The 25358-nt window shown below is 68.1% G+C and carries 23 protein-coding genes and 1 pseudogene; 11 read left to right on the top strand and 13 right to left on the bottom strand.

Annotated elements, in window-relative coordinates; all coding sequences use genetic code 11:
- Nucleotides 1–219: 219 nt before the first annotated feature.
- Nucleotides 220–1665 carry a CCA tRNA nucleotidyltransferase gene (locus ACIQ1J_RS04665; RefSeq protein WP_403554085.1) on the top strand — a complete coding sequence of 482 codons (1446 nt, stop codon included), beginning with the start codon at nt 220–222 and terminating at the stop codon, nt 1663–1665.
- A 140-nt stretch (nt 1666–1805) separates the two neighbouring features.
- Here ACIQ1J_RS04665 and ACIQ1J_RS04660 read toward each other — a convergent pair whose 3' ends face one another.
- From ACIQ1J_RS04660 to ACIQ1J_RS04645, 4 genes are all read right to left on the bottom strand, one after another.
- Nucleotides 1806–2351: a hypothetical protein gene (locus ACIQ1J_RS04660; protein ID WP_403554083.1), complete on the bottom strand. Its 546-nt coding sequence runs from the start codon at nt 2349–2351 to the stop codon at nt 1806–1808.
- A 103-nt stretch (nt 2352–2454) separates the two neighbouring features.
- Nucleotides 2455–3717, bottom strand: coding sequence for an MFS transporter (locus tag ACIQ1J_RS04655; RefSeq protein WP_403554081.1), 1263 nt, complete (start codon nt 3715–3717; stop codon nt 2455–2457).
- Nucleotides 3718–3795: 78 nt separating this feature from the next.
- Complete coding sequence (locus ACIQ1J_RS04650) at nt 3796–4878, bottom strand: inositol-3-phosphate synthase (RefSeq protein WP_403554079.1); 1083 nt, start codon at nt 4876–4878, stop codon at nt 3796–3798.
- A gap of 44 nt (nt 4879–4922) precedes the next feature.
- The gene (locus ACIQ1J_RS04645) at nt 4923–5600 is read right to left on the bottom strand and encodes a PadR family transcriptional regulator (protein ID WP_403554077.1); all 678 of its coding nucleotides are present in this window, start codon (nt 5598–5600) and stop codon (nt 4923–4925) included.
- Nucleotides 5601–5952: 352 nt separating this feature from the next.
- On the opposite strand from ACIQ1J_RS04645, the gene ACIQ1J_RS04640 reads away from it, so the two are divergent.
- Together ACIQ1J_RS04640 and ACIQ1J_RS04635 are read left to right on the top strand one after the other, a co-directional pair.
- Nucleotides 5953–8646: a transglycosylase domain-containing protein gene (locus tag ACIQ1J_RS04640; protein WP_403554075.1), complete on the top strand. Its 2694-nt coding sequence runs from the start codon at nt 5953–5955 to the stop codon at nt 8644–8646.
- 120 nt (nt 8647–8766) lie between these two features.
- The gene (locus tag ACIQ1J_RS04635) at nt 8767–10296 is read left to right on the top strand and encodes a glycosyltransferase family 87 protein (RefSeq protein ID WP_403554073.1); all 1530 of its coding nucleotides are present in this window, start codon (nt 8767–8769) and stop codon (nt 10294–10296) included.
- Nucleotides 10297–10357: 61 nt separating this feature from the next.
- Here ACIQ1J_RS04635 and ACIQ1J_RS04630 read toward each other — a convergent pair whose 3' ends face one another.
- From ACIQ1J_RS04630 to ACIQ1J_RS04620, 3 genes are all read right to left on the bottom strand, one after another.
- On the bottom strand, nt 10358–11389 hold the full coding sequence (locus ACIQ1J_RS04630; RefSeq protein WP_210960108.1) for an alanine racemase: 1032 nt from the start codon (nt 11387–11389) through the stop codon (nt 10358–10360).
- 60 nt (nt 11390–11449) lie between these two features.
- Nucleotides 11450–12571 carry a peptidoglycan bridge formation glycyltransferase FemX gene (gene femX, locus ACIQ1J_RS04625; protein ID WP_403554071.1) on the bottom strand — a complete coding sequence of 374 codons (1122 nt, stop codon included), beginning with the start codon at nt 12569–12571 and terminating at the stop codon, nt 11450–11452.
- A 126-nt stretch (nt 12572–12697) separates the two neighbouring features.
- Entirely contained in the window at nt 12698–13003 is a 306-nt protein-coding gene (locus ACIQ1J_RS04620; RefSeq protein WP_210960110.1) for a hypothetical protein, read from the bottom strand.
- Between the two features lie 277 nt (nt 13004–13280).
- Here ACIQ1J_RS04620 and rpsF point away from each other — a divergent pair, with 277 nt between their 5' ends.
- From rpsF to rplI, 4 genes are all read left to right on the top strand, one after another.
- Nucleotides 13281–13571 carry a 30S ribosomal protein S6 gene (gene rpsF / locus ACIQ1J_RS04615; RefSeq protein WP_210960111.1) on the top strand — a complete coding sequence of 97 codons (291 nt, stop codon included), beginning with the start codon at nt 13281–13283 and terminating at the stop codon, nt 13569–13571.
- Between the two features lie 77 nt (nt 13572–13648).
- A complete protein-coding gene (locus ACIQ1J_RS04610) occupies nt 13649–14251 on the top strand; it encodes a single-stranded DNA-binding protein (RefSeq protein WP_210960112.1) in 603 nt (200 codons plus the stop codon).
- A gap of 42 nt (nt 14252–14293) precedes the next feature.
- The gene (gene rpsR / locus ACIQ1J_RS04605; protein ID WP_003949403.1) at nt 14294–14530 is read left to right on the top strand and encodes a 30S ribosomal protein S18; all 237 of its coding nucleotides are present in this window, start codon (nt 14294–14296) and stop codon (nt 14528–14530) included.
- 18 nt (nt 14531–14548) lie between these two features.
- Nucleotides 14549–14995: a 50S ribosomal protein L9 gene (rplI, locus tag ACIQ1J_RS04600; protein WP_210960113.1), complete on the top strand. Its 447-nt coding sequence runs from the start codon at nt 14549–14551 to the stop codon at nt 14993–14995.
- Nucleotides 14996–15105: 110 nt separating this feature from the next.
- On the opposite strand, the gene ACIQ1J_RS04595 is transcribed toward rplI, so the two are convergent.
- Entirely contained in the window at nt 15106–16443 is a 1338-nt protein-coding gene (locus ACIQ1J_RS04595; protein ID WP_210960114.1) for an MATE family efflux transporter, read from the bottom strand.
- A 459-nt stretch (nt 16444–16902) separates the two neighbouring features.
- Here ACIQ1J_RS04595 and dnaB point away from each other — a divergent pair, with 459 nt between their 5' ends.
- Together dnaB and ACIQ1J_RS04585 are read left to right on the top strand one after the other, a co-directional pair.
- The gene (dnaB, locus tag ACIQ1J_RS04590; RefSeq protein ID WP_210960115.1) at nt 16903–18381 is read left to right on the top strand and encodes a replicative DNA helicase; all 1479 of its coding nucleotides are present in this window, start codon (nt 16903–16905) and stop codon (nt 18379–18381) included.
- A gap of 59 nt (nt 18382–18440) precedes the next feature.
- Nucleotides 18441–19826, top strand: a complete 1386-nt coding sequence (locus tag ACIQ1J_RS04585; RefSeq protein WP_403554068.1) for a serine hydrolase domain-containing protein — start codon at nt 18441–18443, stop codon at nt 19824–19826.
- Between the two features lie 86 nt (nt 19827–19912).
- Here the strand turns inward: ACIQ1J_RS04585 and ACIQ1J_RS04580 are convergent, their stop codons facing one another.
- Both ACIQ1J_RS04580 and ACIQ1J_RS04575 read right to left on the bottom strand, forming a co-directional pair.
- A complete protein-coding gene (locus ACIQ1J_RS04580; RefSeq protein WP_210960117.1) occupies nt 19913–20365 on the bottom strand; it encodes a GNAT family N-acetyltransferase in 453 nt (150 codons plus the stop codon).
- 58 nt (nt 20366–20423) lie between these two features.
- Nucleotides 20424–20888 carry a MarR family winged helix-turn-helix transcriptional regulator gene (locus ACIQ1J_RS04575; protein ID WP_403554066.1) on the bottom strand — a complete coding sequence of 155 codons (465 nt, stop codon included), beginning with the start codon at nt 20886–20888 and terminating at the stop codon, nt 20424–20426.
- A gap of 140 nt (nt 20889–21028) precedes the next feature.
- Between ACIQ1J_RS04575 and ACIQ1J_RS04570 the strand changes: the two genes are divergently transcribed.
- Together ACIQ1J_RS04570 and ACIQ1J_RS04565 are read left to right on the top strand one after the other, a co-directional pair.
- The gene (locus tag ACIQ1J_RS04570) at nt 21029–22252 is read left to right on the top strand and encodes an MFS transporter (RefSeq protein WP_403554064.1); all 1224 of its coding nucleotides are present in this window, start codon (nt 21029–21031) and stop codon (nt 22250–22252) included.
- A 113-nt stretch (nt 22253–22365) separates the two neighbouring features.
- Nucleotides 22366–22785: a heme-binding protein gene (locus ACIQ1J_RS04565; RefSeq protein WP_403554062.1), complete on the top strand. Its 420-nt coding sequence runs from the start codon at nt 22366–22368 to the stop codon at nt 22783–22785.
- 43 nt (nt 22786–22828) lie between these two features.
- Here the strand turns inward: ACIQ1J_RS04565 and ACIQ1J_RS04560 are convergent, their stop codons facing one another.
- From ACIQ1J_RS04560 to ACIQ1J_RS04550, 3 genes and pseudogenes are all read right to left on the bottom strand, one after another.
- Entirely contained in the window at nt 22829–23695 is an 867-nt protein-coding gene (locus ACIQ1J_RS04560; protein ID WP_403554060.1) for a GNAT family N-acetyltransferase, read from the bottom strand.
- A 145-nt stretch (nt 23696–23840) separates the two neighbouring features.
- Nucleotides 23841–24323 carry an NUDIX domain-containing protein gene (locus ACIQ1J_RS04555; protein WP_210960122.1) on the bottom strand — a complete coding sequence of 161 codons (483 nt, stop codon included), beginning with the start codon at nt 24321–24323 and terminating at the stop codon, nt 23841–23843.
- Between the two features lie 68 nt (nt 24324–24391).
- Nucleotides 24392–25295, bottom strand: a pseudogene (locus ACIQ1J_RS04550) (LysR family transcriptional regulator).
- Nucleotides 25296–25358: the final 63 nt, after the last annotated feature.

Genomic DNA, 25358 nt, shown 5'->3' with positions numbered 1-25358 from the left:
GTCGTCGTCAGTGGTCGTCGGAATGTGCGTCCACGAATGGTAACGATGCGCGCCGAGGGGAAGTGCCGCGGAGTAGGCCACAAGATCCGCCACCGAACGCGGCTGCCCCGTATGTGCGCCTATAAAGGGAGCACAGTGGAAGTGGGGGCTTTTCGGTGCGCGAGCAACCCGATCAATGGGGACGTCGGTCTCCGCTCGGGCCACGTACCCTCTTCTGTTGTGCCGAACGCCAACGAAGCCAGCCCCAGTGCCCTCAGCCAGGAGCAGCACCGCGCCGTGAGCGAACCGCTGCGGGTAGCCCCTGTCGCCGACGACCTCGCCCGCCGCTTCCAGGAGGCCGGGTTCTCTCTTGCCCTGGTCGGCGGCTCGGTCCGGGACGCGTTGCTCGGTCGGCTCGGCAACGACCTGGACTTCACGACCGACGCCCTCCCGCAGGACGTACTGAAGATCGTGCGGCCCTGGGCGGACGCCGTCTGGGAGGTCGGGATCGCGTTCGGCACTGTCGGGGCGCAGAAGGACGGCTGGCAGATCGAGGTGACCACCTACCGGTCGGAGGCGTACGACCGCACCTCGCGCAAGCCGGAGGTGTCGTACGGCGATTCCATCGAGGGGGACCTCGTCCGACGTGACTTCACGGTGAACGCGATGGCCGTCGCGCTCCCGGAGAAGAGGTTCATCGATCCGCACGGCGGACTCGACGATCTCGCGGCGCGTGTGCTGCGCACTCCGGGCACCCCCGAGGAGTCCTTCTCCGACGACCCGCTCCGGATGATGCGGGCCGCGCGGTTCGCCGCGCAGCTGGACTTCGAGGTGGCTCCCGAGGTGGTCGCCGCCATGAAGGACATGGCCGGACGCATCGACATCGTCTCGGCCGAGCGGGTCCGGGACGAGCTGAACAAGCTCGTCCTCTCCTCACACCCGCGCAAGGGGCTGAGCCTGCTGGTGGAGACCGGTATCGCCGAGCGGGTCCTGCCCGAGCTGCCGGCTTTGCGCCTGGAGCGGGACGAGCACCACCGGCACAAGGACGTCTACGACCACACACTCATCGTCCTGGAGCAGGCGATGGCCCTGGAGAACGAGGGCCCCGACCTGACCCTGCGCCTTGCGGCCCTGTTGCACGACATCGGCAAGCCGCGCACGCGCCGCTTCGAGAAGGACGGCCGGGTCTCGTTCCACCACCACGAAGTGGTCGGGGCCAAGATGACGAAGAAGCGCATGACCGCGCTCAAGTACTCAAACGACCTGGTGAAGGACGTCTCGCGGCTGGTCGAGCTGCACCTGCGCTTTCACGGCTACGGCACGGGCGAGTGGACGGACTCCGCGGTCCGTCGGTATGTCCGGGACGCCGGGCCTCTGCTCGACCGGCTCCACAAGCTGACCCGTTCGGACTGCACGACCCGCAACAAGCGCAAGGCTTCGGCGCTGTCACGTGCGTATGACGGGCTGGAGGAACGGATCGCGCAGCTCCAGGAACAGGAGGAATTGGACGCGATCCGCCCGGCCCTGGATGGCAACCAGATCATGGAGATCCTCGGCGTCCGTCCCGGCCCGGCTGTCGGTCGGGCCTACAAGCACCTGCTGGAGCTCCGCCTGGAGAACGGGCCGATGGAGCACGACGCGGCGGTGGCGGCGCTCAAGGAGTGGTGGGCCGAGCAGGAGGCGTGAGTCGCGGACCGGCGTCATGTTTCACGTGAAACATGACGCCGGTGACGAAGCGGAGGCTGGTGCCGAACGAGCGAAGGGGCGGTGTTTCACGTGAAACACCGCCCCTAAGACCGTCCGCGTGAAGCGTCCGAACCTCTGCCCTACTTCTTGTAGTCCTTCAGGCAGAGCAGGAAGTCGCTGCCGCTACCGCTCTCGGTGTACGAGTACTGGAAGTCCTTGGCTTCTTCCGAGCACTTGCTCTCGGCGGTGAGAGCGGAGTAGGAACCCTCGACCTTGGCCAGCACCACGTACTGGGCCTTCGAGTCGCCGCAGTCGACAACCTCGAGGTCGGGGTCGCTGTCGCTGCTGCTGCCACGGTGCATGCAGTCGCCGACCGCAGCCGAGGTGGCGTCGTCCCGGCTGGCGATGTAACCACCGACGGCCACGCATACGACGATCACGGCGATGACGATGTTCTTGATCGTCTTGAAGCTCGGCTTGCGTCGGGCCGGCTGCGGCGGGACCGGGGCATACGGTGCACCCTGCTGGGGATACCCGGGCTGGCCAGGCTGCTGCGGGAAACCCGGCTGGCCCTGGGCGAAGGGGTTCTGTCCGTGGGGCTGCTGCGGAGCCTGCGGCTGGCCCTGCGCGAACGGGTTGCCCTGGGGCGGCGGCGGAGTGGTCACTGGGGGTCCCCCTGAAAACATAGGTGCGTGTCGCGGACATGGCGCGAAATAAGACGCACGTAAGCTATCGGGTCCCACTGACATCTCTGCAGTCCGGTGGGGCTCTGTGGCACTGATGTGACACTTACTGGCTTTCAAACCGGGCCATAGCCGTCGCAACCACTCCGTAGACCAAGGTGACTGTCACAACCAGCGGCACCGACCGCCCGTCCGGCGGCAGCATCAACGCGGCCACCCCGGCGGCGCCGACGAAGGCGACGTTGAACAGCACGTCGTACACGGAGAAGATCCGGCCACGGAAGGCATCGTCGACCGAGGACTGCACGACCGTGTCGGTCGCGATCTTCGCCCCCTGCGTCGTCAGGCCCAGGACGAACGCCGCGGCGAGCAACGGCACGGTGGCGAACGGCAGACCGAGTGCCGGGACCAGCACTGTGGCGGCCCCCGCGCACACCGCCAGCCAGCGGCCGGGCCCGAGCCGTCCCGCCGCCCAGGGAGTGATCACCGCGGCCGCGAAGAAGCCCGCACCGGAGACGCCCAGCGCCAGCCCCAGTAGAGCGAGCCCCTCGTCCGTGTCCGAGGTCAGGGCGTACCGGCACAGCATCAGCAGCATCACCAGCAGGGCGCCGTAGCAGAACCGCATCAGCGTCATGCCCGCGAGCGACCAGGCTGCTTCCCGGCGTGCGGGCGCGGCGAGATGACGTACCCCCGCCACCAGGTCGCGGGCGGTGCCGACGAGAGCCGAGGTCAACCGAGGCGGTACGAGCGCGGGATCGGGGCCGAGCAATTCCACGGCGATGCGAAGGGACGCCAGCGCCCCGCACAGGTACAGGGCGGCCCCGAGCAGCACCACGGCGGCGTCGGAGTCCGCGACCACGAGGCGCACGACGAAGGCGAGGCCGCCGCCGACCGTCGCGGCCAGGGTGCCGGCCGTCGGAGAGAGCGAGTTGGCCATCACCAGTCGCTCCTCGTCCACCACACGCGGCAGCGCGGCGGACAGGCCCGCGAGAACGAAGCGGTTGACGGCGGTGACGCAGAGGGCCGAGACGTAGAAGAGCCAGTCCGGGACGGAGACGACCATCAGTACGGCCGTCACCGATGCCAGTACGGCTCGCAGCAGGTTGCCGTACAGAAATACCTGGCGGCGGCGCCAGCGGTCCAGCAGAACGCCGGCGAAGGGGCCCACCAGGGAGTACGGGAGCAGCAGGACCGCCATTGCGGAGGCGATCGCGGCGGGCGAGGTCTGCTTCTCCGGGGAGAAGACCACATAGGTGGCGAGCGCGACCTGGTAGACGCCGTCGGCGCCCTGGGAGAGCAGGCGTACGGCTAGCAGGCGCCGGAAGCCCTTCAGGCGCAGCAGGACGCGCAGGTCACGGACGACGGCCATGGGGCACAGCCTCACATACGGGAAAGGTCCCCGGGTCATGCGACCTGGGGACCTCCGACGGACCGGAGTCCGCGCCTGTCAGCGCTCGACCTCGCCGGCGATGAACTTCTCGACGTTGGCGCGGGCCTCGTCATCGAAGTACTGGACCGGCGGGGACTTCATGAAGTAGCTCGACGCGGAGAGGATCGGGCCGCCGATGCCGCGGTCCTTGGCGATCTTCGCGGCGCGCAGGGCGTCGATGATGACACCGGCCGAGTTCGGGGAGTCCCAGACCTCGAGCTTGTACTCCAGGTTCAGCGGGACGTCACCGAACGCGCGGCCCTCCAGGCGGACGTAGGCCCACTTGCGGTCGTCCAGCCAGGCGACGTAGTCGGACGGGCCGATGTGGACGTTGTCCGCGCCCAGGTCCCGGTCGGGGATCTGGGAGGTGACGGCCTGCGTCTTGGAGATCTTCTTGGACTCCAGGCGCTCGCGCTCGAGCATGTTCTTGAAGTCCATGTTGCCGCCGACGTTCAGCTGCATCGTGCGGTCCAGGACGACTCCCCGGTCCTCGAACAGCTTCGCCATGACGCGGTGCGTGATGGTGGCGCCGACCTGCGACTTGATGTCGTCGCCGACGATCGGGACGCCCGCCTCGGTGAACTTGTCCGCCCACTCCTTGGTGCCGGCGATGAAGACCGGAAGGGCGTTGACGAAGGCGACCTTGGCGTCGATGGCGCACTGGGCGTAGTACTTCGCCGCGTCCTCGGAACCGACGGGCAGGTAGCAGACGAGAACGTCGACCTGCTTGTCCTTGAGGATCTGGACGACGTCGACCGGCGCCTCGGCGGACTCCTCGATGGTCTCGCGGTAGTACTTGCCGAGACCGTCGTGCGTGTGGCCGCGCTGGACCTGGACGCCGCTGTTCGGGACGTCGCAGATCTTGATGGTGTTGTTCTCGGAGGCGCCGATGGCGTCCGCGAGGTCCAGGCCGACCTTCTTGGCGTCCACGTCGAAGGCGGCGACGAACTCGATGTCGCTGACGTGGTAGTCGCCGAACTTGACGTGCATCAGGCCGGGGACCTTGGCCGCCGGGTCGGCGTCCTTGTAGTACTCGACGCCCTGCACCAGCGATGCGGCGCAGTTGCCCACACCGACGATGGCTACGCGAACCGAACCCATTCCGGTTGCTCCCTGTGTGTACGAGTGAGGCCCTGACTGGGCGCTCACGTGGTGGTGTCGCCGGGCGTATCCGGCCGGGGGTCGTCCCCGGGCCGGGGCAGGCCGCCCGTCGCTCCAGATGTCCTGTCCTGTTGAGCGGTCCCCTCCGCGGCGGAACCCCGTAGGTCCCGCCCCGCCCGCTCGCTCTCGATGAGCTCGTTCAGCCAGCGCACCTCGCGTTCCACGGACTCCATTCCGTGGCGCTGGAGCTCAAGCGTGTAGTCGTCGAGTCGCTCCCGGGTACGTGCCAAGGAGGCGCTCATCTTCTCCAGACGCTCCTCCAGCCGACTGCGCCGGCCCTCGAGCACGCGCATGCGCACGTCACGCGACGTCTGCCCGAAGAACGCGAAGCGAGCGGCGAAGGACTCGTCCTCGTAGGCGTCCGGGCCCGTCTGGGAGAGGAGCTGCTCGAAGTGTTCCTTACCGTCGGCCGTCAACCGGTAGACGATCTTGGCGCGGCGCCCCGTGAGGGACGCGGCGGCCTCGTCGACGTTCCCCGGTTCCTCGATCAACCAGCCGTTGGCGACCAGCGTCTTGAGGCAGGGGTAGAGCGTCCCGTAGCTGAACGCCCGGAACACACCCAGTGACGTGTTGAGCCGTTTGCGCAGCTCATAGCCGTGCATCGGGGATTCGCGGAGCAGGCCGAGTACGGCGAACTCGAGGATGCCGGAACGTCGGCTCATCGTCGCCTCCTCTCGCCCTTATGCCGCGCTGATGTATCGACTCGATACATCAGCACGATAGAACGAGCTTCCGCGCGCGACAAGAGGGGAACTCGTGAACGGGATCACATCAGGGATTCATCGAGTGCAAGTTGCCTGATTTGAGGTGAACTTCGGGGCTCGGGGGTTTTGGCGGTGCGTAGTCTGTGCGCCATGCAGACCACAGGGAACCGAGTGACGCGTGGGGGCGTCCCTGTCCCTGGTGCAGTACGGGTGAATCCGGAAGGGACCGCATCCGTACTTCGGGGGGACCGGAAACCAGCCGCCTTTACCAGGCGCGCAAAGGTGCGCCTGCCCGAGGAGTAGTCGTTCGATGAGCGAGCACCGTCGCAAACCGCCGCAGCCGCAGGGAGGCGGACGTGCCGCGGCCCGACGCGGCCAGTCCGGCTCGTCCTCCGGCCGCCGCGCGGCACCGCGAGGCGCCACAGGGTCTCCGTCCGGCTCGTACGGTCCGGAGGACGAGGAGCGTCCGTACGGCAGCCGTGCCGAAGCCCGGCGCGCGGCACAGCGGGCAGGAGGCGGTCGCCGTAGAGCGGCCGAGCCGGGCCGCGGCGGCCGGCGGGGCGATCCCGCCGGACCGGTCGTGGTCGGCAGAGGGCGCGCGGCCGCGCCCGGCAAGAAGCGGATGATCGACTACCCGCGCTACGACAGGGACGGATGGCGTCGCTGGGTGCCCTCCTGGAAGCTCGTCTCCGGGGCCTGCATCGCCTTCTTCGGCACCATGGTGGCCGCCGCGGGCATCGCCTACGCCATGGTGGGTGTCCCTGTCGTCGCCGAGACCGCCACGGCGCAGAACAACGTCTACTACTGGGCTGACGGCAGTCAGATGGTCGCCACGGGCGGTGAGCGCAACCGCCAGAGCGTCAATCTCTCCCAGATCCCCGAGGAAATGCGCAACGCGATCATTTCCCAGGAGAACAAGACGTTCTACTCCGACAGCGGCATCGACCCCAAGGGCATCGCACGCGCCGTGTTCAACATGGCCAAGGGCGGTGACACGCAGGGTGGTTCCACCATCACCCAGCAGTACGTGAAGAACGCGATGCTGAACGACCAGTCGCAGACGATCTCCCGCAAGGTCAAGGAGATCTTCGTCTCGATCAAGGTCGGTGCGGAGGTACCCAAGGACGAGATTCTCGAGGGCTACCTGAACTCCGCGTACTACGGCCGTGGCGCCTACGGCATCCAGGCGGCCGCACGCGCGTACTTCAACGTGGACGCTGTCGACCTCAACGCGGGCCAGTGCGCCTTCCTCTCCGCGATGCTCAAGGGCGCCACGTACTACGACCCGGCGGGCGCGACCTCGATCGACCCGGTGGGTGCCACGCCGAAGGCGAACCGGCAGCGTGCCACGGCCCAGATGCAGGACACCCTCGACAAGATGGTGGAGTACGAACATCTGAGCCAGCAGGAGCGGGCCAAGTTCACCGAGCTCCCCACCGTGCAGAACCCGCGTTCGAACTCGCAGCTGGGTGGTCAGATCGGCTACCTCGTCGACCTTGCCAAGGCGTCCGTGATCAAGAGTGGAAAGGTCACGCAGAAGCAGTTGGAGAGCGGCGGCTACTCGATCCAGACGACCTTCGACAAGAAGAAGGTCGAGGAGCTCGAAAAGGCCGTCAAGAAGGTCTACAAGAAGAACATCGACGCCGAGAAGCGCCCCGAGACGGACACACACGTCCAGTTCGGCGGAGCTTCAGTGAACCCCGAGACCGGTGCCATCGAGGCCATCTACGGCGGTGAGGACGCCACCAAGCACTTCACCAACAACGCCGACGTCACCGGTGCCCAGGTCGGTTCGACGTTCAAGCCGTACGTACTCGCGGCCGCGATGAAGTGGGGTGTGCGCGATCCCGAGCTCGGTGAGACCCAGGCCCAGGACGAACGCACCGTCGTCTCCCCGAAGAGCCTCTACAGCGGCAAGAACAATCTCAAGATCAACAACTACGACGGCTCGGTCTGGGAGAACGAGAAGGGCGAGCAGTGGCGCCAGGAGAATGATGGCAAGCAGAACGTCGGTGAAGCACCGGACTACAAGATCGACCTACGCGAGGCCATGCGGGAGTCGGTGAACTCCGCCTTCGTTCAGCTCGGCATGGATGTCGGCCTGGACAAGGTGAAGGAGGCCGCCGTCGACGCGGGACTCCTGGAGGACAGCCTGGCGGGCTCCGGCTACCCGTCCTTCTCTCTCGGTGTCTCGGACCCGAGCGCCATCCGCATGGCGGGCGCGTACGCCACCTTCGCGGAGAGTGGGAAGCAGCGCGAGCCCTTCTCCGTCACCAAGGTGTCGAACAAGGACGGCACGGTCTACACGCACAAGGCGGAGACCAAGCAGGCGTTCACCGCGAAGGTCGCGGACAACGTCACGGACGTCCTGAAGACCGTCGTCGAGGACGGAACGGGTTCCAACGCCCAGCTGTCCGGCCGAGAGGTGGCCGGCAAGACCGGTACCACGGACGGCAACCAGTCCGCCTGGTTCGTCGGCTACACCCCGCAGCTGTCGACCGCGATCAGCATGTTCCGCTACCCGGACGACGAGACCATCAAGAACCGCTCGTTTCTGGAGATGTACGGAACGGGTGGTGAGAAGAAGATCCACGGTGCGTCCTTCCCGTCCATCATCTGGCAGGACTACATGGAGGACGCGCTGAAGGGCACCAAGGCGGAGAAGTTCCCGAAGGCGGAGCCCATCGGCGAGGTCATCAACGACACCCCGCCGCCCAGCCCGTCTCCCTCCCCCTCCCAGACGGAGGAGGAGACGAGTCCGTCGCCGTCGCCGTCGCCCAGTCAGACCGAGACCAGTCCCTCGCCCTCGCCGAGCAATACCTGCGGCGTCTTCGAGTTCAACTGCGAGGACGGCGACAACAGCGGCAATGAGAACGCCGGCAACGAGAACGGTGGCTCGGAAGGCAGTCCGACCCCTTCGACGTCGCCCAGTGGGACAGGGCAAGAGGACGACAGCGGAGGCAACCAGAACGGGGGCGGCTTCATCTCCGGTCAGAACGGCTAGCCGCCGGAATATCCGGCATGGGTGTTTCACGTGAAACACCCGCAAGTATCGCGTGAAACAGGGGCCGCCGCATCCACAGGGTGCGGCGGCCTCGCCGTATTCCCAGGTGCGTACGGCAGGATGTGCCCCATGCCCAGTGCAGAATCGACGCCAGCGAGCGTGCACCAGCCGGACACCGTGCGGCCGACCCGGGAGGACACGGTCGCCGCGGCCGGCAGCGAGCTGATCGGCGGCCCTGTCGGCCGCCGGGCCCTGCTCGGCACGTCCTGGTGGTCCCCCGTGCGGGTGATCGCGCTCGTGGCGATCGGCATGTTCGCCCTCGGCCTGGTCCAGAAGGCGCCCTGTTACAACGGCGCCTGGTTCTTCGGTGCCAGCTCCCAGTACACGCACGCGTGCTACTCCGACATTCCCCACCTCTACCAGGGGCGCGGGTTCGTCGACGGCCTGGTGCCGTACTTCGACAAGCTCCCCGGCGACATGGAGTACCTCGAGTACCCGGTGCTGACCGGCGTGTTCATGGAGGTCGCGTCCTGGCTCACACCGGGCAGCGGCACCATTCAGGACCAGGAACAGTGGTACTGGATGGTCAACGCCGGGATGCTCATGGTGTGCGCGGCCGTCATCGCCGTCTGCGTGACCCGCACACACACCCGGCGGCCCTGGGACGGTCTGCTGGTCGCCCTCGCACCCGCCTTCGCGCTGACCGCCACCGTCAACTGGGACCTGCTGGCGGTCGCCCTGACGTCCGCCGCGATCCTCATGTGGTCGCGGGGGCGCTCACTGGCCTTCGGTGTTCTGCTGGGCCTGGCCACGGCCGCCAAGCTCTATCCCTTCCTGATCCTCGGTCCACTGCTCGTACTGTGCTGGCGTGCGGGTAAGTGGCGGGAGTTCGGAAAGGCTCTGGGGGGCGCGGCCGTCGCCTGGCTCGTGGTGAACCTGCCGGTGATGCTCTTCGCCTTCGACGGCTGGTCGAAGTTCTACACGTTCAGCCGGGAACGCGGCGTCGACTTCGGATCCTTCTGGCTGATCCTGGTTCAAAACACCGACAATCCGCCCAGCACCGAAACCGTCAACACGCTCGCCACCCTGCTGATGCTGCTGTGCTGCGGCGCCATCGCGGCGCTCACACTGACCGCCCCCCGGCGTCCGCGATTCGCCCAGCTCGCCTTCCTGATCGTTGCGGCGTTCATCCTCACCAACAAGGTCTACTCACCGCAGTACGTGCTGTGGCTGGTTCCGCTGGCCGCGCTGGCCCGGCCGAAGTGGCGTGACTTCCTGATCTGGCAGGCGTGCGAGGTGGCCTACTTCCTGGGTATCTGGATGTACCTCGCGTACACGACCAGCGGTGACGCCCACAAGGGACTGCCGACGGACGGCTATCACTGGGCCATCGGCGTGCACCTGCTGGGAACGCTGTTCCTCTGCGTCATGGTCGTGCGGGACATCCTCATGCCGGACCGGGACCCGGTCCGGAGGAAGGGGGACGACGACCCGTCGGGTGGTGTGCTCGACGGGTCGGAGGACGTCTTCGTCCTGGGACCCGCGGCTCATACGGAGCAGCCCGCGCCTCATACCGAGCAGTCCGCAGCCCACTTCGAGGGGCCACGGGTGAGATGGAGCGGGAGACAGCAGACGGGCGGTTCGCTCTGAGCGAACGGGTGAAAGGCCGTACACGGAATCCCCGTGTACGGCCTTTTCCCCGGTGGTCGAGCTAGCGGTCGAGGATCCGGTCGAACTGCGTGGTGGTGTGCCGCAGATGGGCCACCAGCTCGTCACCGACCTTGGGCTCCGGCGCGTCGGAGGGCACGAACAGGATCGAGACCTGCATGTGCGGCGGCTCCGCGAACCAGCGCTGCTTGCCGCCCCAGACGAACGGCGCGAGATTGCGGTTGACCGTGGCGAGTCCGGCCCGGGCGACGCCCTTGGCGCGCGGCATGACACCGTGCAGCGCCTTCGGGGCCTCCAGACCCACGCCGTGCGACGTCCCGCCCGCCACGACCACCAGGAAGCCGTCGGAAGCCGCCTTCTGCTGCCGGTAGCCGAAGCGCTCGCCCTTGGCGACACGCGTGACGTCCAGGACCGCGCCGCGGTACTCGGTGGCGTCGTGGTCGCCCAGCCACAGCCGGGTGCCGATCCGGGCGCGGAAGCGGGTCTGCGGGAACTGCTGCTGGAGCCGGGCGAGTTCGTCCGCCTTGAGGTGGCTGACGAACATCGTGTGCAGCGGCAGCCTGGCCGCGCGCAGCCGGTCCATCCAGCCGATGACCTCCTCGACGGCGTCCGAGCCGTCGGTACGGTCCAGCGGCAGGTGGATGGCGAAGCCCTCCAGCCGGACGTTCTCTATGGCGGCGTGCAGCTGCGGCAGGTCCTGCTCGCTGACGCCGTGCCGCTTCATCGAGGACATCACCTCGATGACCACACGTGCGCCCACGAGGCCGTACACGCCGTCGATGGACGACACCGAGCGGACGACGCGGTCGGGCAGCGGTACGGGCTCCTCGCCGCGCCGGTACGGCGTCAGGACCAGCAGGTCACCGCCGAAGAAGTCCTTGATCCGGGCGGCCTCGTACGTCGTGCCGACGGCCAGTACGTCCGAGCCCAGCCGCGTGGCCTCCTCCGCCAGCCGCTCGTGCCCGAAGCCGTAGCCATTGCCCTTGCAGACCGGGACGAGCCCCGGGAACTGCTCCTGCACGTGCTTGTGATGCGCCCGCCAGCGCGCGGTGTCGACGTAGAGGGTGAGCGCCATGGCCGGACCTGGGACCTTTCTCGTGGCTGTCAGAGGTGCGGGTTGGGGGTGAGCTGTGGGTCAGCGGCGAGACATGTAGATGTCGAGCGCCTTGTGGAGCAGCTTGTTCAGTGGGAAGTCCCACTCACCGAGGTACTCGGCCGCCTGCCCGCCCGTGCCGACCTTGAACTGAATGAGGCCGAAGAGGTGGTCGCTCTCGTCCAGCGAGTCCGAGATGCCGCGCAGGTCGTAGACGGTGGCGCCCAGGGCGTAGGCGTCGCGGAGCATGGCCCACTGCATCGCGTTCGAGGGCCGGACCTCGCGGCCGATGTTGTCGGAGGCGCCGTAGGAGTACCAGACGTGCCCGCCGACGACCAGCATGGTCGCCGCCGACAGGTTCACCCCGTTGTGCCGGGCGAAGTACAGCCGCATGCGGTTGAGGTCCTCGTTGTTGAGGGCCGCCCACATGCGCTGGAAGTACGAGAGCGGGCGCGGCCGGAAGTGGTCGCGCACGGCCGTGATCTCGTACAGGCGCTGCCACTCCTCGAGGTCGTGGTAACCGCCCTGGACCACTTCGACGCCGGCCTTCTCGGCCTTCTTGATGTTGCGGCGCCACAGCTGGTTGAAGTTCTTGTGGACCTCTTCCAGGGAGCGGTTGGCCAGCGGCACCTGGAAGACGTAGCGGGGCTGTACGTCGCCGAAGCCGGCGCCGCCGTCCTCGCCCTGCTGCCAGCCCATGCGACGCAGCTTGTCTGCCACCTCGAAGGCGCGCGGCTCGATGTGGTCGGCCTCTATGTCGCGCAGGCGCTTGACGTCGGGGTCCTGGATGCCCTTCTTGATGGACGTGGCGTCCCAGCGCCGGATGATCACTGGCGGGCCCATCTTCACCGAGAAGGCGCCCTGCTGCTTGAGGTGCGCCAGCATGGGCTCCATCCACTCCTGGAGGTTCGGCGCGTACCAGTTGATGACCGGGCCCTCGGGGAGGTAGGCGAGGTACCGCTTGATCTTGGGAAGCTGCCGGTACAGGACGAGCCCCACGCCCACCAGCTCACCGGTCCGGTCGTCGAACCAGCCGAGGTTCTCCGAGCGCCATTCCGCCTTGACGTCTGCCCATGCCGGGACCTGCATGTGACTCGCCGCCGGCAGGCTCTGGATGTAGGCCAGATGCTGCTCGCGACTGATGGTCCTCAGGGTCAGGCTCATTCGGGGCGCTCCTCGGGCTGGTGTGTCCCCATGGGTACAGGGGCTCCGGCTCTCGCGCGAAGCCTACTGCGCCCTGTGAGCGCCCCGTCCGGCGTACGGGTGGAAGGGGGTCTGCGGTGGCCGGGCTCAGCCGAAGAACCCACCATGATTGATGCCGAAGAACAGACCGAGTGCGGAGCCTCCCAGCGCCAGTACCAGGCCGAAGCGCTCGCGCGTCGTCACCGAGATGAGCTGTCCGTATCCGGCGGTCAGGACACCCAGCAGACCTGCCCAGGAGGTCAGGACGTGAAGCCCGCGGAAGCTCGCGGTGGCCAGGGCGAGCACGGCCAGGACCAAGCCCACGGCCAGCAGTGTGTCCTGGAGGGGGTGCGCTTTGCCGTCGGTGGCCAGCAGGCCGGTCCGGGGCTTGGCGGGTCGCATGATCTGTGCCATGGGGTTCCTCCTGCCACAGGCAGTGTGTCTTCGCCCTCACATCCGCTGAGTACCGATTGTGTCCCCTCACAGCCGGATTTCAACCGCAAGCGGGTGGCCGGGTACTCTGTACCTTCTGCACTGGTGTCTGCTGCCTGTCCCCAGCCGGGTCACCTCCTCGGAGGAGGCCCGATTGTCAGTGGGTCCTGGTTTACTCGTTGATACCGGTGCTAACGCATCGCAACCCTCCTGCCACGGATCGACCGTGGCCGCTGAGTCCAAAGGAGGTGGGTTCCACATGCGTCACTACGAGGTGATGGTCATCCTCGACCCCGATCTCGAGGAGCGTTCTGTCTCCCCGCTGATCGAGAACTTCCTCTCTGTCGTCCGTGATGGCGGCGGAAAGGTCGAGAAGGTCGACACCTGGGGCCGTCGTCGTCTCTCGTACGAGATCAAGAAGAAGCCTGAGGGCATCTACTCGGTCATCGACCTGCAGGCCGAGCCTGTGGTCGTCAAGGAGCTCGACCGCCAGATGAACCTGAACGAGTCGGTCCTCCGGACCAAGGTCCTCCGTCCCGAGATGCACTGAGCCCTTCCGCTCAGCCGATCCCGGGATTCGAGTAGCAGCACAAGCAGCCAGCAGCAAACCCGCCGAGAGGTTCCCCCATGGCAGGCGAGACCGTCATCACGGTCATCGGCAATCTTGTCGATGACCCCGAGCTGCGCTTCACCCCGTCCGGTGCGGCCGTCGCGAAGTTCCGTGTCGCGTCGACTCCCCGCACCTTCGACCGTCAGACGAACGAGTGGAAGGACGGCGAAAGCCTCTTTCTCACCTGCTCGGTCTGGCGTCAGGCGGCGGAGAACGTCGCCGAGTCGCTCCAGCGAGGCATGCGCGTCATCGTGCAGGGCCGGCTGAAGCAGCGGTCCTACGAGGACCGGGAGGGCGTCAAGCGCACGGTCTACGAACTGGACGTCGACGAGGTCGGCGCCAGCCTGCGCAGTGCCACGGCCAAGGTCACGAAGACCTCGGGCCAGGGCCGCGGAGGTCAGGGCGGCTACGGCGGTGGCGGTGGCGGTGGCGGCCAGGGTGGCGGCGGCTGGGGCGGCGGCCCCGGCGGTGGCCAGCAGGGCGGCGGCGCTCCGGCCGACGACCCCTGGGCGACCGGCGCTCCCGCCGGTGGCCAGCAGGGTGGCGGCGGTCAGCAGGGCGGCGGCTGGGGCGGTGGCTCCGGCGGCGGTGGCGGCTACTCGGACGAGCCTCCCTTCTAGGTGGGCTCCACTCACACTTCTTGATCACACAGGAGAAACATCATGGCTAAGCCGCCTGTGCGCAAGCCGAAGAAGAAGGTCTGCGCATTCTGCAAGGACAAGGTCACGTACGTGGACTACAAGGACACGAACATGCTGCGGAAGTTCATTTCCGACCGCGGCAAGATCCGTGCCCGCCGCGTGACCGGCAACTGCACTCAGCACCAGCGTGACGTCGCCACGGCCGTGAAGAACAGCCGTGAGATGGCGCTGCTGCCCTACACCTCCACCGCGCGATAAGGGAAGGGTGACCGAAACATGAAGATCATCCTCACCCACGAGGTCTCCGGCCTCGGTGCCGCGGGCGACGTCGTCGACGTCAAGGACGGTTACGCTCGCAACTACCTGATCCCGCGGAAGTTCGCCATCCGCTGGACCAAGGGCGGCGAGAAGGACGTCGAGCAGATTCGTCGCGCTCGCAAGATCCACGAGATCCAGACCATCGAGCAGGCCAACCAGATCAAGGGCCAGCTCGAGGGCGTGAAGGTTCGTCTGGCCGTCCGCTCCGGCGACGCCGGTCGTCTCTTCGGCTCCGTCACCCCGGCTGATGTCGCCTCGGCGATCAAGGCTGCCGGTGGTCCGGACGTCGACAAGCGTCGCATCGAGCTGGGCTCGCCGATCAAGACCCTGGGCGCCCACGAGACGTCCGTGCGTCTGCACCCCGAGGTTGACGCCAAGGTCAGCATCGAGGTCGTCGCTGCCTGAGCTTTGCTCTCGCTGAAGCGATGAGATGGGGCCGCATCTCCCGGTCGGGGGATGCGGCCCCATCTTCATGGCCGTGTTTCACGTGAAACATCATGTTTCACGTGAAACCGTCAGCGTGTCGCGCCCGTGACGATCCAGCGACCTGATCGGGTACGCAGCCACAGGGTCACCAGGCGCATCGCCATCATCAGGGTCATGGCCGCCCACAGGGCGGTGAGTCCTCCGCCGAGCGTGGGGACGAGAAGGGCCACGGGAGTGAAGACCGCCAGGGTGAGCAGCATCGCCCAGGCGAGATAGGGGCCGTCGCCGGCACCCATGAGAACCCCGTCCAGGACGTAGACCACCCCGCAGATCGGCTGCGAGACAGCCACGATCACAAGAGCGGGCAGGGCGGTGTCCCTGACCGCGGAGTCTCCGGTGAACAGGGGCAGGAACGCTGGGCGTGACAGCACCACGAGCAGGCCGAGTGCGACCCCGACCGCGACTCCCCACTCCACCATTCTCCGGCAGGCATCGCGGGCCCCCTGGGTGTCACCGGCTCCCAGATAGCGTCCGATGATGGCCTGACCGGCGATGGCGATGGCATCGAGGGCGAAGGCGAGCAGACTCCACAGAGACAGGACGATCTGATGGGCCGCGATGTCGGCGTCACCGAGTCGGGCCGCAACGGCCGTGGCGATCATGAGGATCGCTCGCAGCGAGAGGGTACGTACCAGCAGCGGCGCCCCGGCCTGGGCGGAGGTCCTGATGCCGGCGAAATCCGGGCGCAACGAGGCACCGTGCCGACGTGCCCCGCGGACCACCACCCACAGGTACACCGCGGCCATGCCGCACTGGGCGATGACGGTTCCCCAGGCGGAGCCCGCGATGCCGAGGTCGGCGCCGTAGACGAGTACGACATTGAGGACGGCGTTGGCGAGGAAGCCGGCGATGGCGACGTAGAGCGGGGTCCGGGTGTTCTGCAGTCCGCGCAGGACCCCGGTCGAGGCCAGTACGACGAGCATGGCGGGGATGCCGAGGGCGGAGATCCGCAGATAGGTGATGGCGTACGGGGCCGCGGTGTCGGAGGCACCGAAGAGCTCCACGAGGGAGGGCGCAGTGGGCAGCACGACGGTTATGACTGCGGCGCCGAGCAGCAGCGCCAGCCAGATGCCGTCCATGCCCTGACGGATCGCGGATTGCAGGTCGCCGGCGCCGACGCGGCGAGAGACGGCCGCCGTGGTGGCGTAGGCGAGGAAGACGAAGACGCTGACGGCTGTGGTGAGCAGGGCCGAGGCGATGCCGAGTCCGGCGAGTTGTGCGGTGCCGAGATGGCCGACGATCGCACTGTCGGCCATGACGAAGAGGGGCTCGGCGACGAGTGCGCCGAAGGCCGGGACAGCCAGCGCGACGATCTCGCGGTCGTGTCGGCGCCGGACGTTCCGGGAGCGCGCGGGGGCCTGTGTCATGAGCACCAATCTAATCGTCCACAGGTAAGAGATGCAAAGGCATTGTGGCCCTTACGTACCGTCTCACCGTGTGTGCTTCTGGGTACGGTTCGAAGCGATCTTGATCCGACTGGGGAAGTTTTTCTTCTGCACAGGGCGTGGATGAGAAAGCTGCAGGTCAGGGTGGTTGCGCAGGCGGTGGCGACGGCTTGTTCACAGGCCTGTCCACCGGGTCGTGCACAGGTTTCGCAGAGTTCTCCACAGCATCTGGCCGCTCGTCCACATGGCCTGTGGATAACCAGATTGGCTGACGGTGCCCGCGGGCCTACGGTGGTCCGGCGCCTGCTCCGTCCACCGGCTTGTGAACCATCACAAAACCGACGCGCCACAACCGGAGTTGGGCGTCTTATTTGTCAGTGCCGTGCCGTAGAAATAAGGGGCACGGCGAGGTCCGCTCGGCGGACGGGAGGAGGTGGCTCGGTGAGCATTTCCGAGCCCTTGGACGACCCGTGGGCCGACAGCGGCCCCAGTGATCGTCTGCCCGCTTCCCGTCGTCGCGGGGACGGGGGCCGCAGCCGCGACGAGCAGCACGAGCGCGGTTCGGACAACGCCGCCTGGGACGGCGGCGGGCCGTCGTTCGAGCGGGTGCCGCCGCAGGATCTGGACGCCGAGCAGTCTGTCCTCGGTGGCATGCTCCTGTCCAAGGACGCCATCGCCGATGTCGTAGAGATCCTCAAGGGCCACGACTTCTACAAGCCGGCCCACGAGACGGTCTACCAGGCCATCCTCGACGTCTACGCCAAGGGCGAGCCGGCCGACCCCATCACGATCGCCGCCGAGCTCACCAAGCGCGGTGAGATCAACAAGGTCGGCGGGGCCTCCTATCTGCACACCCTCGTCCAGACCGTGCCGACGGCGGCGAACGCCGCGTACTACGCGGAGATCGTGCACGAGCGGGCCGTCCTGCGCCGCCTGGTGGAGGCCGGCACACGGATCACGCAGATGGGTTACGCGGCCGACGACGACGTCGACGAGATCGTCAATCGTGCCCAGGCCGAGATCTACGCCGTCACCGAGCAGCGCACGAGCGAGGACTATCTGCCGCTCGGCGACATCATGGAGGGTGCGCTCGACGAGATCGAGGCGATCGGGTCGCGCAGCGGAGAGATGACCGGTGTGCCCACGGGCTTCACGGACTTCGACTCGCTGACCAACGGCCTGCACCCCGGTCAGATGATCGTTATCGCAGCGCGTCCCGCCATGGGTAAGTCGACGCTCGCGCTGGACTTCGCGCGGGCCGCGTCGATCAAGAACAACCTCCCGAGCGTCATCTTCTCGCTCGAAATGGGGCGTAACGAGATCGCGATGCGTCTGCTGTCCGCCGAGGCCCGCGTCGCGCTGCACCACATGCGGTCCGGCACGATGACGGACGACGACTGGACCCGCCTGGCCCGCCGGATGCCGGACGTCTCGGCCGCCCCGCTCTACATCGACGACTCCCCGAACCTGTCGATGATGGAGATCCGAGCCAAGTGCCGGCGCCTCAAGCAGCGCAATGAGCTCAAACTGGTCATCATCGACTACCTCCAGCTGATGCAGTCCGGCGGTTCCAAGCGCGCCGAGAGCCGTCAGCAGGAGGTCTCGGACATGTCCCGTAACCTCAAGCTCCTGGCCAAGGAGCTGGAACTCCCGGTCATCGCGCTCTCCCAGCTGAACCGTGGTCCCGAGCAGCGCACCGACAAGAAGCCCATGGTCTCCGACCTGCGTGAGTCCGGCTCGATCGAGCAGGACGCCGACATGGTCATCCTGCTGCACCGTGAGGACGCCTACGAGAAGGAGTCACCGCGCGCAGGCGAAGCCGACCTGATCGTGGCCAAGCATCGTAACGGTCCGACGGCGACGATCACCGTGGCCTTCCAGGGTCACTATTCGCGTTTCGTGGACATGGCGCAGACCTGATCCCCCGGCGCGGGGGAAATCGGCTCGACGCGCGGTGCCCTGGCCTATGGACTGAGAGCATGACGACACATCAGGAAGAGTTGCTCCCCGCAACCCGTCGGGCGCTGCTGCGCCGAATCGCCGTGGCCCAGACCGAAGGGCGCACGCCGTCGCTCGTCGCGGCGGTGGTTCGGGGCGGACGTACCGTGTGGCACGGAGCGCGGACTTCGGTCGAGGGGCATGGCCCGGACGAGAACGTGCAGTATCGGATCGGCTCGATCACCAAGACGTTCACCGCCGTTCTCGTCCTGCGACTGCGGGACGAGAGGCTGCTCGACCTCGGGGACCCGCTTGAGAAGCATCTGCCGGGCACCGGGGCGGGGGAGGCCACGATCGCCGAGTTGCTGGCGCACTCGGGTGGGCTGGCCGCCGAGTCCCCCGCGCCGTGGTGGGAGCGGACGCCGGGCTCGCTGCGGCCCGAACTCGCCGATGTGCTGGGCAAGCAACCGCTCCTGCACCCGGTGGGCCGTCGGCACCACTACTCCAACCCCGGCTACACCCTGCTCGGTGCACTGGTCGAGAAGCTGCGCGGTGCTCCGTGGGAGGACGTGCTGCGCAGGGAGGTGCTGGAACCGCTGGGTCTGGACCGTACGACCGGGCGTCCGCAAGCGCCGCACGCCGGTGGCTGGGCGGTGCACCCGTGGGCCGACGTGATGCTGGCCGAACCCGCCGAGGATCTCGGGCGGATGGCCCCGGCAGGTCAGCTCTGGTCCACCACCGGAGATCTGGCTCGGTTCGCCGTCTTCCTGGCGAGGGGGGATGACAGGGTGCTGAGCGCGGAGACCATGCGGGAGATGCGGGCGCCCGCGGCGGCGGCCGAGGCCGCGGACGTCCTGGACGGCGCGGCGTACGGCCTCGGCCTGCAGATCCAGCGCTGGGACGGGCGGCTGCTCGTGGGGCACTCCGGCTCCCTGCCGGGTTTCCTGGCCAACCTCACCATCAGCGTGGAGGACGACGTGGCCGCGGTGGTACTGACCAACTGCACCTCCGGGCCGCTGCCGGCCGGGGTGGGTGCCGATCTTGTGCGTATCGTCGCTGAGGCGGAACCCCGGATCCCCGAACCGTGGCGTCCGCTGCCGGAAGTCGGCACCTCTGTGCTGGAGTTGGCCGGGCAGTGGTACTGGGGGACACACGCTTTCGCCCTACGGCTGACGGCCGATGGGGGAGTGTCGCTGGAGCCGTTGTCGGGCAACGGCCGCCGCTCGCGCTTCCGGGTGAATGCCGACGGTACGTGGACAGGGCTTGAGGGCTACTACGCCGGGGAGTCTCTGCGGGCCGTGCGGCGTCCGGACGGGGCCGTGAGCCATCTGGACCTCGGGTCGTTCGTGTTCACGCGCCAGCCGTACGACGAGGGGGCCCCTGTACCGGGAGGCGTGGATCCGGAGGGGTGGCGGGGGATCGGCTAGGCGCCTTGCCCCGCCATGACGTGGGGGGCCTGTTTCACGTGAAACAGGCCCCCCACGTCATGGCCGCTTACCGCGGAAGGCCGTGGTTAGAGCTGAAGCTTGAAACCCGTGTGCGAGGCCGAGAAGCCGAGGCGCTCGTAGAAGCGGTGGGCGTCGGTACGGAACTTGTCGGAGGTGAGCTGCACGAGGTGACACCCTTGTCGGCGCGACTCGTCGACCGCCCACTGGATTAGCTGGGTACCCAGGCCACTGCCGCGTTCGTCGGCGTGGATGCGGACGCCTTCGATGATCGACCGGGTGGCGCCGCGCCGGGAGAGGCCGGGAACGATCGTCAACTGGAGTGTGCCGACGACACGGTCGTCTCGAACGGCGACGACCAGGCACTGGTTCGGGTCGGCGCGGAGCCGTTCGAACGCGGCCAGGTAAGGGCCCAGGTCGTGCGGTGACTCGCGCTGGGCGCCCAAGGGGTCGTCGGCGAGCATCGCGACGACCGCTGGGATGTCGTCCTCGGCGGCGGACCGTATTTCAAGATCTCCCATGACCGCACCCTACGCAGAGGCGGCAGTACAGGTCACGGTGTGCTCCGGCAGCATCCGGCTAGCCGGGTACCGGTGTCTTGAGTGTCTCCACGACCCGGACCAGAGGGGCCAGTTCGGGGTTGCTGGCCGCTTCGTCGAGGGCCTCGCGCAGGGCGGCGTCATTGGTGGGCCGCGCCTCGTCCAGCAGCTTGAGGCCGACCGCCGTGACGTTGGTGTAGATGCCGCGCCGGTCGGTGGGGCACAGGTAGCGCTCGAGCAGCCCCCGGTCCTCGAGCCGGGTGACCAGGCGCGTGGTGGCGCTCTGGCTGAGGACGACGGCGTCGGCCACCTGCTTCATCTGCAGATGCCCTCCGTCTCCTTCGTGCTGGCGGCTGAGCACGTCGAGCAGGGAGTACTCGCGCACGCTCAGGTCGTGCCCGGCCTGCAGAGCGCGCTCGATGTGGGCCTCGATCCTCCCGTGCAGGAGGGAGAGGGCGCACCACCCCTGGGAGAGGGCGGTGAGCGCGGGGTCCGTCGCTGTCATGTGGTTCCTCCGTCCCGGAGCGGCTGAGACCAGGGTAGACCAGTCACGCAATTGCCCGCGCTTCCCTATAGCCCGCGTATGCAATTATTGTGAACGCACGCAAAGCGCTCCTGCAATCGTCTGGGAAGGTGTACCCCTCCATGCCTCTCGCGCTTTTGGCCCTCGCGATCGGGGCCTTCGGAATCGGAACGACAGAGTTCGTGATCATGGGCTTGCTGCCTGAGGTCGCGAGCGACTACGGGGTCTCCATCCCCACCGCCGGCTTCCTGGTGACCGGATACGCGCTCGGCGTGGTGTTCGGCGCTCCGTTGATGACCGTGCTCGGCACCAAGGTCACGCGCAAGCGAATGCTCATGCTGCTGATGGGATTGTTCATCGTCGGCAACCTGCTCTCCGCACTCGCCCCGGCGTTCTCCGTCATGCTGGCCGGCCGTGTGGTTGCCTCCCTCGCCCACGGTGCCTTCTTCGGCATCGGCTCGGTCGTCGCGGCCGACCTGGTCGCCCCGCACAAGAAGGCGGGCGCGATCGCGATGATGTTCACCGGGCTGACCGTTGCCAACGTCGTCGGCGTCCCGCTGGGGACCCTCGTCGGACAGTCCGTCGGCTGGCGCGTCACCTTCGCCGTCGTGGCGGTGCTCGGTGTCGTCGGCCTGGCCGGTGTCGCCAAGCTGGTGCCCGACGTCCCCAAGGCCGAGGGAGTGCGGCTCCGACATGAGCTGGCCGCGTTCAAGAACGTCCAGGTCCTGCTCGCGATGGCCATGACCGTCCTCGGCTTCGGCGGCGTCTTCGCGGCCATCACCTACATCGCGCCGATGATGACCCACGTCGCGGGTTTCGCCGACGGTTCGGTCACCTGGCTGCTGGTCCTCTTCGGCCTCGGCATGGTCGGTGGCAACCTTGTCGGCGGCAGGTTCGCGGACCGCGCCCTGATGCCGATGCTTTACATCTCCCTGGGCGCCCTGGCCGTCGTACTCGCCCTCTTCACGCTCACCGCGGACAACAAGATCGCGTCGGCCGTGACCATCTTCCTGATCGGCGCCCTGGGCTTCGCCACCGTCCCGCCCCTGCAGAAGCGCGTCCTGGACCATGCGCACGGCGCCCCGACGCTGGCCTCGGCCGTGAACATCGGCGCCTTCAACCTCGGCAACGCGCTCTCCGCCTGGCTCGGGGGCGTCGTCATCGCCGCCGGCTTCGGCTACACCGCCCCGAACTGGGTCGGTGCCGCGCTCGCGGCCGCGGCGCTGGTCCTCGCCCTCGTCTCAGCTGCTCTCGAACGGCGCGACGGCGCTCCCGGCGAGGCCGTCGCGGGTTCCACCCCCGTCGAGCAGCCCGTCGAGCAGCCGGCCGCCGTCGCACATCGCTGAACGCCCCGGACGCGGGGTGCGGGGCCAGGGCCGTCCCCGCATCCCGCGGCTCCCCCCGCCTCGAAGACCACCGAGGCATCGCACCACTCAGCAGTAACCAAGGAGAAAGCCCCATGAACACCACCGCTGTCGCCCCGCTCACCATTCAGGACGCCGAAGTTCTCATCGCCGCGGCCCACCGCGCCGCCGAGGCCGCCGGAGCCACCGTCAGCGTCACCGTCCTCGACGCGGGCGGACACCTTCTCGCTTTCCGGCGCGACGACCGAGCCGTGCTGATCTCCGGGGAGACCAGCACCCGCAAGGCCTACACGGCGCTCCAGCTGAACCTCCCCACCGCAGACCTCGTGGAGGCCGTCCAGCCCGGAGGTCTCTTCCACACCCTGCCCACCGCGCTCGACCGGCCGCTTCTGTTCATCGCGGGTGGCGTGCCCGTGCACCGCGACGGCCGGCTGATCGGCGCGATCGGGGTCGGCGGCGGCGCGCCCGAGCAGGACCACGCCTTCGCCGAGGCCGCCGTGGAGGCCCTCGCCTGACGTCGGCCGCCGCCCTGCCGCGAGGGCGGGACCACCGAGCGGGTCAGCCCGCCGCCACCGTCAGCGGAGCGAATCGCCGGTTCCAGTCGCCTGGCAGTTCCGTGATCCCGTACGTCATGACCGCGTTGGGCGCGATGAAGGCGAGTCCGTGCGCCTTCGCCCAGGCCAGCAGCTCTTCGTGCCGTACGTCGATGTCCGTGCGCAGCGGCCGGTCCGTTCGGGCGGCGAGGGAGCTGATCAGTGCCTTGGCCGTCTCGGTGTCGCGGGCGATCAGGGGGCCTACGACATGGGTGTCCATGTTGGGCCAGGCCGCCGCGTACCCGATGAGACGACCGTTCTCCTCGGCGACGCGCAGTTGGTCGGCGAAGGCGGGCAGCCGCGTGATGATGGGGGTGCGGTCGGTGCCGAACACCTCCTCGTCGAGCCGGAGGATCGCGGCGAGGTCGTCGGCAGTGGCCGCGCGCGTCGTGGTCCTCGGCTGGGGCCCGCCCGGAGTGAAGCGCCCGCGCACCATGTCCGCCCGGCCGGTGGTCTTGAAGCCGAGCTCCTCGTAGAGCGGTCGGCCGTACGGAGTCGCGTGCAAGGTCAGCGGAGTGGTGCCCAGAGCGGCGACGACGTGACGCATCAGCCGGCGTCCGATTCCCTGACGGGCGTGCCGCTCGGCGACCAGCACCATGCCGATGGCGGCGAGGGAGGGGCGGTCGGGCGGCCCGTACTCGGTGACGGTGCAGGCGCTGACGAGCCCGCCACCGGGATCGTCGATGCCGTAGCCCTTCCCGGCGGTCAGGAGGAACCCCCACTTGTGCTCCTCGCGCGGCCACCCCCGATCCTCGGACAGGTCGGCGCAGGCGGTGAGATCGCGGAGCGTCAGGCGGCGGATCGGCAGAGAGGCGAGGAAAGGTTTCGGCACGCAGGTCAGGCTGTACGACAGCGGCCGTCCGCGTCCACCACTTTCCGATGGAACACGCGAGCTTTTGGCCATGTGGTGGCCGAGTGCACAGGACCCCGTCATCCGCTGGTCGCCTTACGGGAGGGCTGGCCGGCTGCCGCCGGTGTCAGCCCAGGTCGGAAGCGTGCATGGCGCGCACACCCTCGATGTTGCCGTCCAAATAGTGCCGCAGCGACAGCGGGACGAGGTGGACGGAGGCGATGCCGACCCGCGTGAACGGCACCCGGACGATCTCGTACTCACCGGCGGGCTCGTCGACCTCGGGGCCGTGCCGGAGGGCCGGGTCCATGGACTCCAGGTGGCAGACGAAGAAGTGCTGCACCTTCACCCCGGTCGTTCCGGCGTCCTCGCCGATGTGCTCCACCGTGTCCACGAAGCACGGGACCACATCAGTGATCTTGGCGCCGAGTTCCTCGTACACCTCGCGGTGCAGGGCGTCTACGACGGTGGTGTCGTCCGGCTCGACCCCGCCTCCGGGAGTGACCCAGTAGGGGTCGACACCGGGCTTGGTGCGCTTGATCAGGATCAAGTGGTCGCCGTCCAGGAGGACGGCGCGTGCGGTGCGCTTGACCACGGGTCGGACGGTCATGGAAGGAATGTGGCCCGGTTGGTTCCACGTGAAACATCGCGGGATGCCCGCTCGCGGGATCGCCGGGCTCAGTTCCAGTCGGCGGCCGCACGCAGCAGCCACTCATGGGCGCTGGCGATGTGTGGCATCGCCAATGTGCCGGTCCGCACCACCAGGAAGTACGTCCGCAGCGGCGGCACCGCCGGTTCCCGCAGGGCGACCACGACACCGCGCTTCAGTGCCTCGGCGCACAGATGGCGGGGCAGTACGGCGATCCCGGCGCCTGCGACCGTACAGGCGAGGACAGCACGCAGGTCGGGGGCACACCGTGCCCGGGGCCGCCGGGCGGGTGGCTAAGACGGATGCCCAGTAACGGGCTACGAAGGGCAGCGACTCGTGGACCTCGACCACGGGGACGTGTTCCAGAGCGGGGGCGGCGGAGCGGCCGAGCCTTTCGGTGCCGGTCCGCTCGGCCCAGTGGGGGGCGGCGACCAGGACGTGTTCCTCGTCGCAGAGAGGGGTGGCCGTGAGCAGCGCTCCGCGCGGCCGGGCCGTGCCGATGGCCAGATCGTGGTGTCCGGCGGCGAGCCCCTCCAGGGTCTCCTCGGCGTTTCCGAACGAGGCGCGCAGCGCGAAGCCCTGTCCGTCCTCGCCGGTGAGTTCCGTGAGCACGGGAAGCGCTCGCTCGGCGGTGAACTCGGGTGGTCCGGCGAGATGGAGGGTTCTGAACGTGGAGTCGTCGTCCGCCCCGGTTTCGGCGATTTCCACCAGGGCGTCGAGGTGCGGTGCGGCCTTGTGGGCGAGTTCGTCACCGATCGTCGTCGGAGCGACGCCGCGGGCCTGCCGTAAGAACAGGGGACGTCCGAGCTGGCGCTGCAGTGTGCGGATCTGTGAGGTGACGGCCGGCTGGGAAAGGCCGAGCAGGGCCGCGGCACGGGTGAAGGAACCGGCTCGGTGCACGGTCAAGAGGGCGCGCAGCAAGGCCAGATCCATGGCAAACCCTCCCCCCTCTTCTGTTCTCCCCCAACCCTTCGGCCGCGCCCAACTACCAATATG

The organism is Streptomyces sp. NPDC097107, assembly GCF_044762405.1.
GTDB lineage: Bacteria > Actinomycetota > Actinomycetes > Streptomycetales > Streptomycetaceae > Streptomyces > Streptomyces thinghirensis.
The sequence above is the reverse complement of the archived record's forward strand: the minus strand, read 5'-3'. Positions and strand labels throughout refer to the sequence as shown.

What these genes read in the sequence shown, in the direction of transcription:
- ACIQ1J_RS04660 (WP_403554083.1), bottom strand. Translation starts at nt 2,351, where the DNA reads ATGTTTTCAGGGGGACCCCCAGTGACCACTCCGCCGCCGCCCCAGGGC.
- ACIQ1J_RS04655 (WP_403554081.1), bottom strand. Translation starts at nt 3,717, where the DNA reads ATGGCCGTCGTCCGTGACCTGCGCGTCCTGCTGCGCCTGAAGGGCTTC.
- ACIQ1J_RS04650 (WP_403554079.1), bottom strand. Translation starts at nt 4,878, where the DNA reads ATGGGTTCGGTTCGCGTAGCCATCGTCGGTGTGGGCAACTGCGCCGCA.
- ACIQ1J_RS04645 (WP_403554077.1), bottom strand. Translation starts at nt 5,600, where the DNA reads ATGAGCCGACGTTCCGGCATCCTCGAGTTCGCCGTACTCGGCCTGCTC.
- ACIQ1J_RS04640 (WP_403554075.1), top strand. Translation starts at nt 5,953, where the DNA reads ATGAGCGAGCACCGTCGCAAACCGCCGCAGCCGCAGGGAGGCGGACGT.
- ACIQ1J_RS04635 (WP_403554073.1), top strand. Translation starts at nt 8,767, where the DNA reads ATGTGCCCCATGCCCAGTGCAGAATCGACGCCAGCGAGCGTGCACCAG.
- ACIQ1J_RS04630 (WP_210960108.1), bottom strand. Translation starts at nt 11,389, where the DNA reads ATGGCGCTCACCCTCTACGTCGACACCGCGCGCTGGCGGGCGCATCAC.
- femX (WP_403554071.1), bottom strand. Translation starts at nt 12,571, where the DNA reads ATGAGCCTGACCCTGAGGACCATCAGTCGCGAGCAGCATCTGGCCTAC.
- ACIQ1J_RS04620 (WP_210960110.1), bottom strand. Translation starts at nt 13,003, where the DNA reads ATGGCACAGATCATGCGACCCGCCAAGCCCCGGACCGGCCTGCTGGCC.
- rpsF (WP_210960111.1), top strand. Translation starts at nt 13,281, where the DNA reads ATGCGTCACTACGAGGTGATGGTCATCCTCGACCCCGATCTCGAGGAG.
- ACIQ1J_RS04610 (WP_210960112.1), top strand. Translation starts at nt 13,649, where the DNA reads ATGGCAGGCGAGACCGTCATCACGGTCATCGGCAATCTTGTCGATGAC.
- rpsR (WP_003949403.1), top strand. Translation starts at nt 14,294, where the DNA reads ATGGCTAAGCCGCCTGTGCGCAAGCCGAAGAAGAAGGTCTGCGCATTC.
- rplI (WP_210960113.1), top strand. Translation starts at nt 14,549, where the DNA reads ATGAAGATCATCCTCACCCACGAGGTCTCCGGCCTCGGTGCCGCGGGC.
- ACIQ1J_RS04595 (WP_210960114.1), bottom strand. Translation starts at nt 16,443, where the DNA reads ATGACACAGGCCCCCGCGCGCTCCCGGAACGTCCGGCGCCGACACGAC.
- ACIQ1J_RS04585 (WP_403554068.1), top strand. Translation starts at nt 18,441, where the DNA reads ATGACGACACATCAGGAAGAGTTGCTCCCCGCAACCCGTCGGGCGCTG.
- ACIQ1J_RS04580 (WP_210960117.1), bottom strand. Translation starts at nt 20,365, where the DNA reads ATGGGAGATCTTGAAATACGGTCCGCCGCCGAGGACGACATCCCAGCG.
- ACIQ1J_RS04575 (WP_403554066.1), bottom strand. Translation starts at nt 20,888, where the DNA reads ATGACAGCGACGGACCCCGCGCTCACCGCCCTCTCCCAGGGGTGGTGC.
- ACIQ1J_RS04570 (WP_403554064.1), top strand. Translation starts at nt 21,029, where the DNA reads ATGCCTCTCGCGCTTTTGGCCCTCGCGATCGGGGCCTTCGGAATCGGA.
- ACIQ1J_RS04565 (WP_403554062.1), top strand. Translation starts at nt 22,366, where the DNA reads ATGAACACCACCGCTGTCGCCCCGCTCACCATTCAGGACGCCGAAGTT.
- ACIQ1J_RS04555 (WP_210960122.1), bottom strand. Translation starts at nt 24,323, where the DNA reads ATGACCGTCCGACCCGTGGTCAAGCGCACCGCACGCGCCGTCCTCCTG.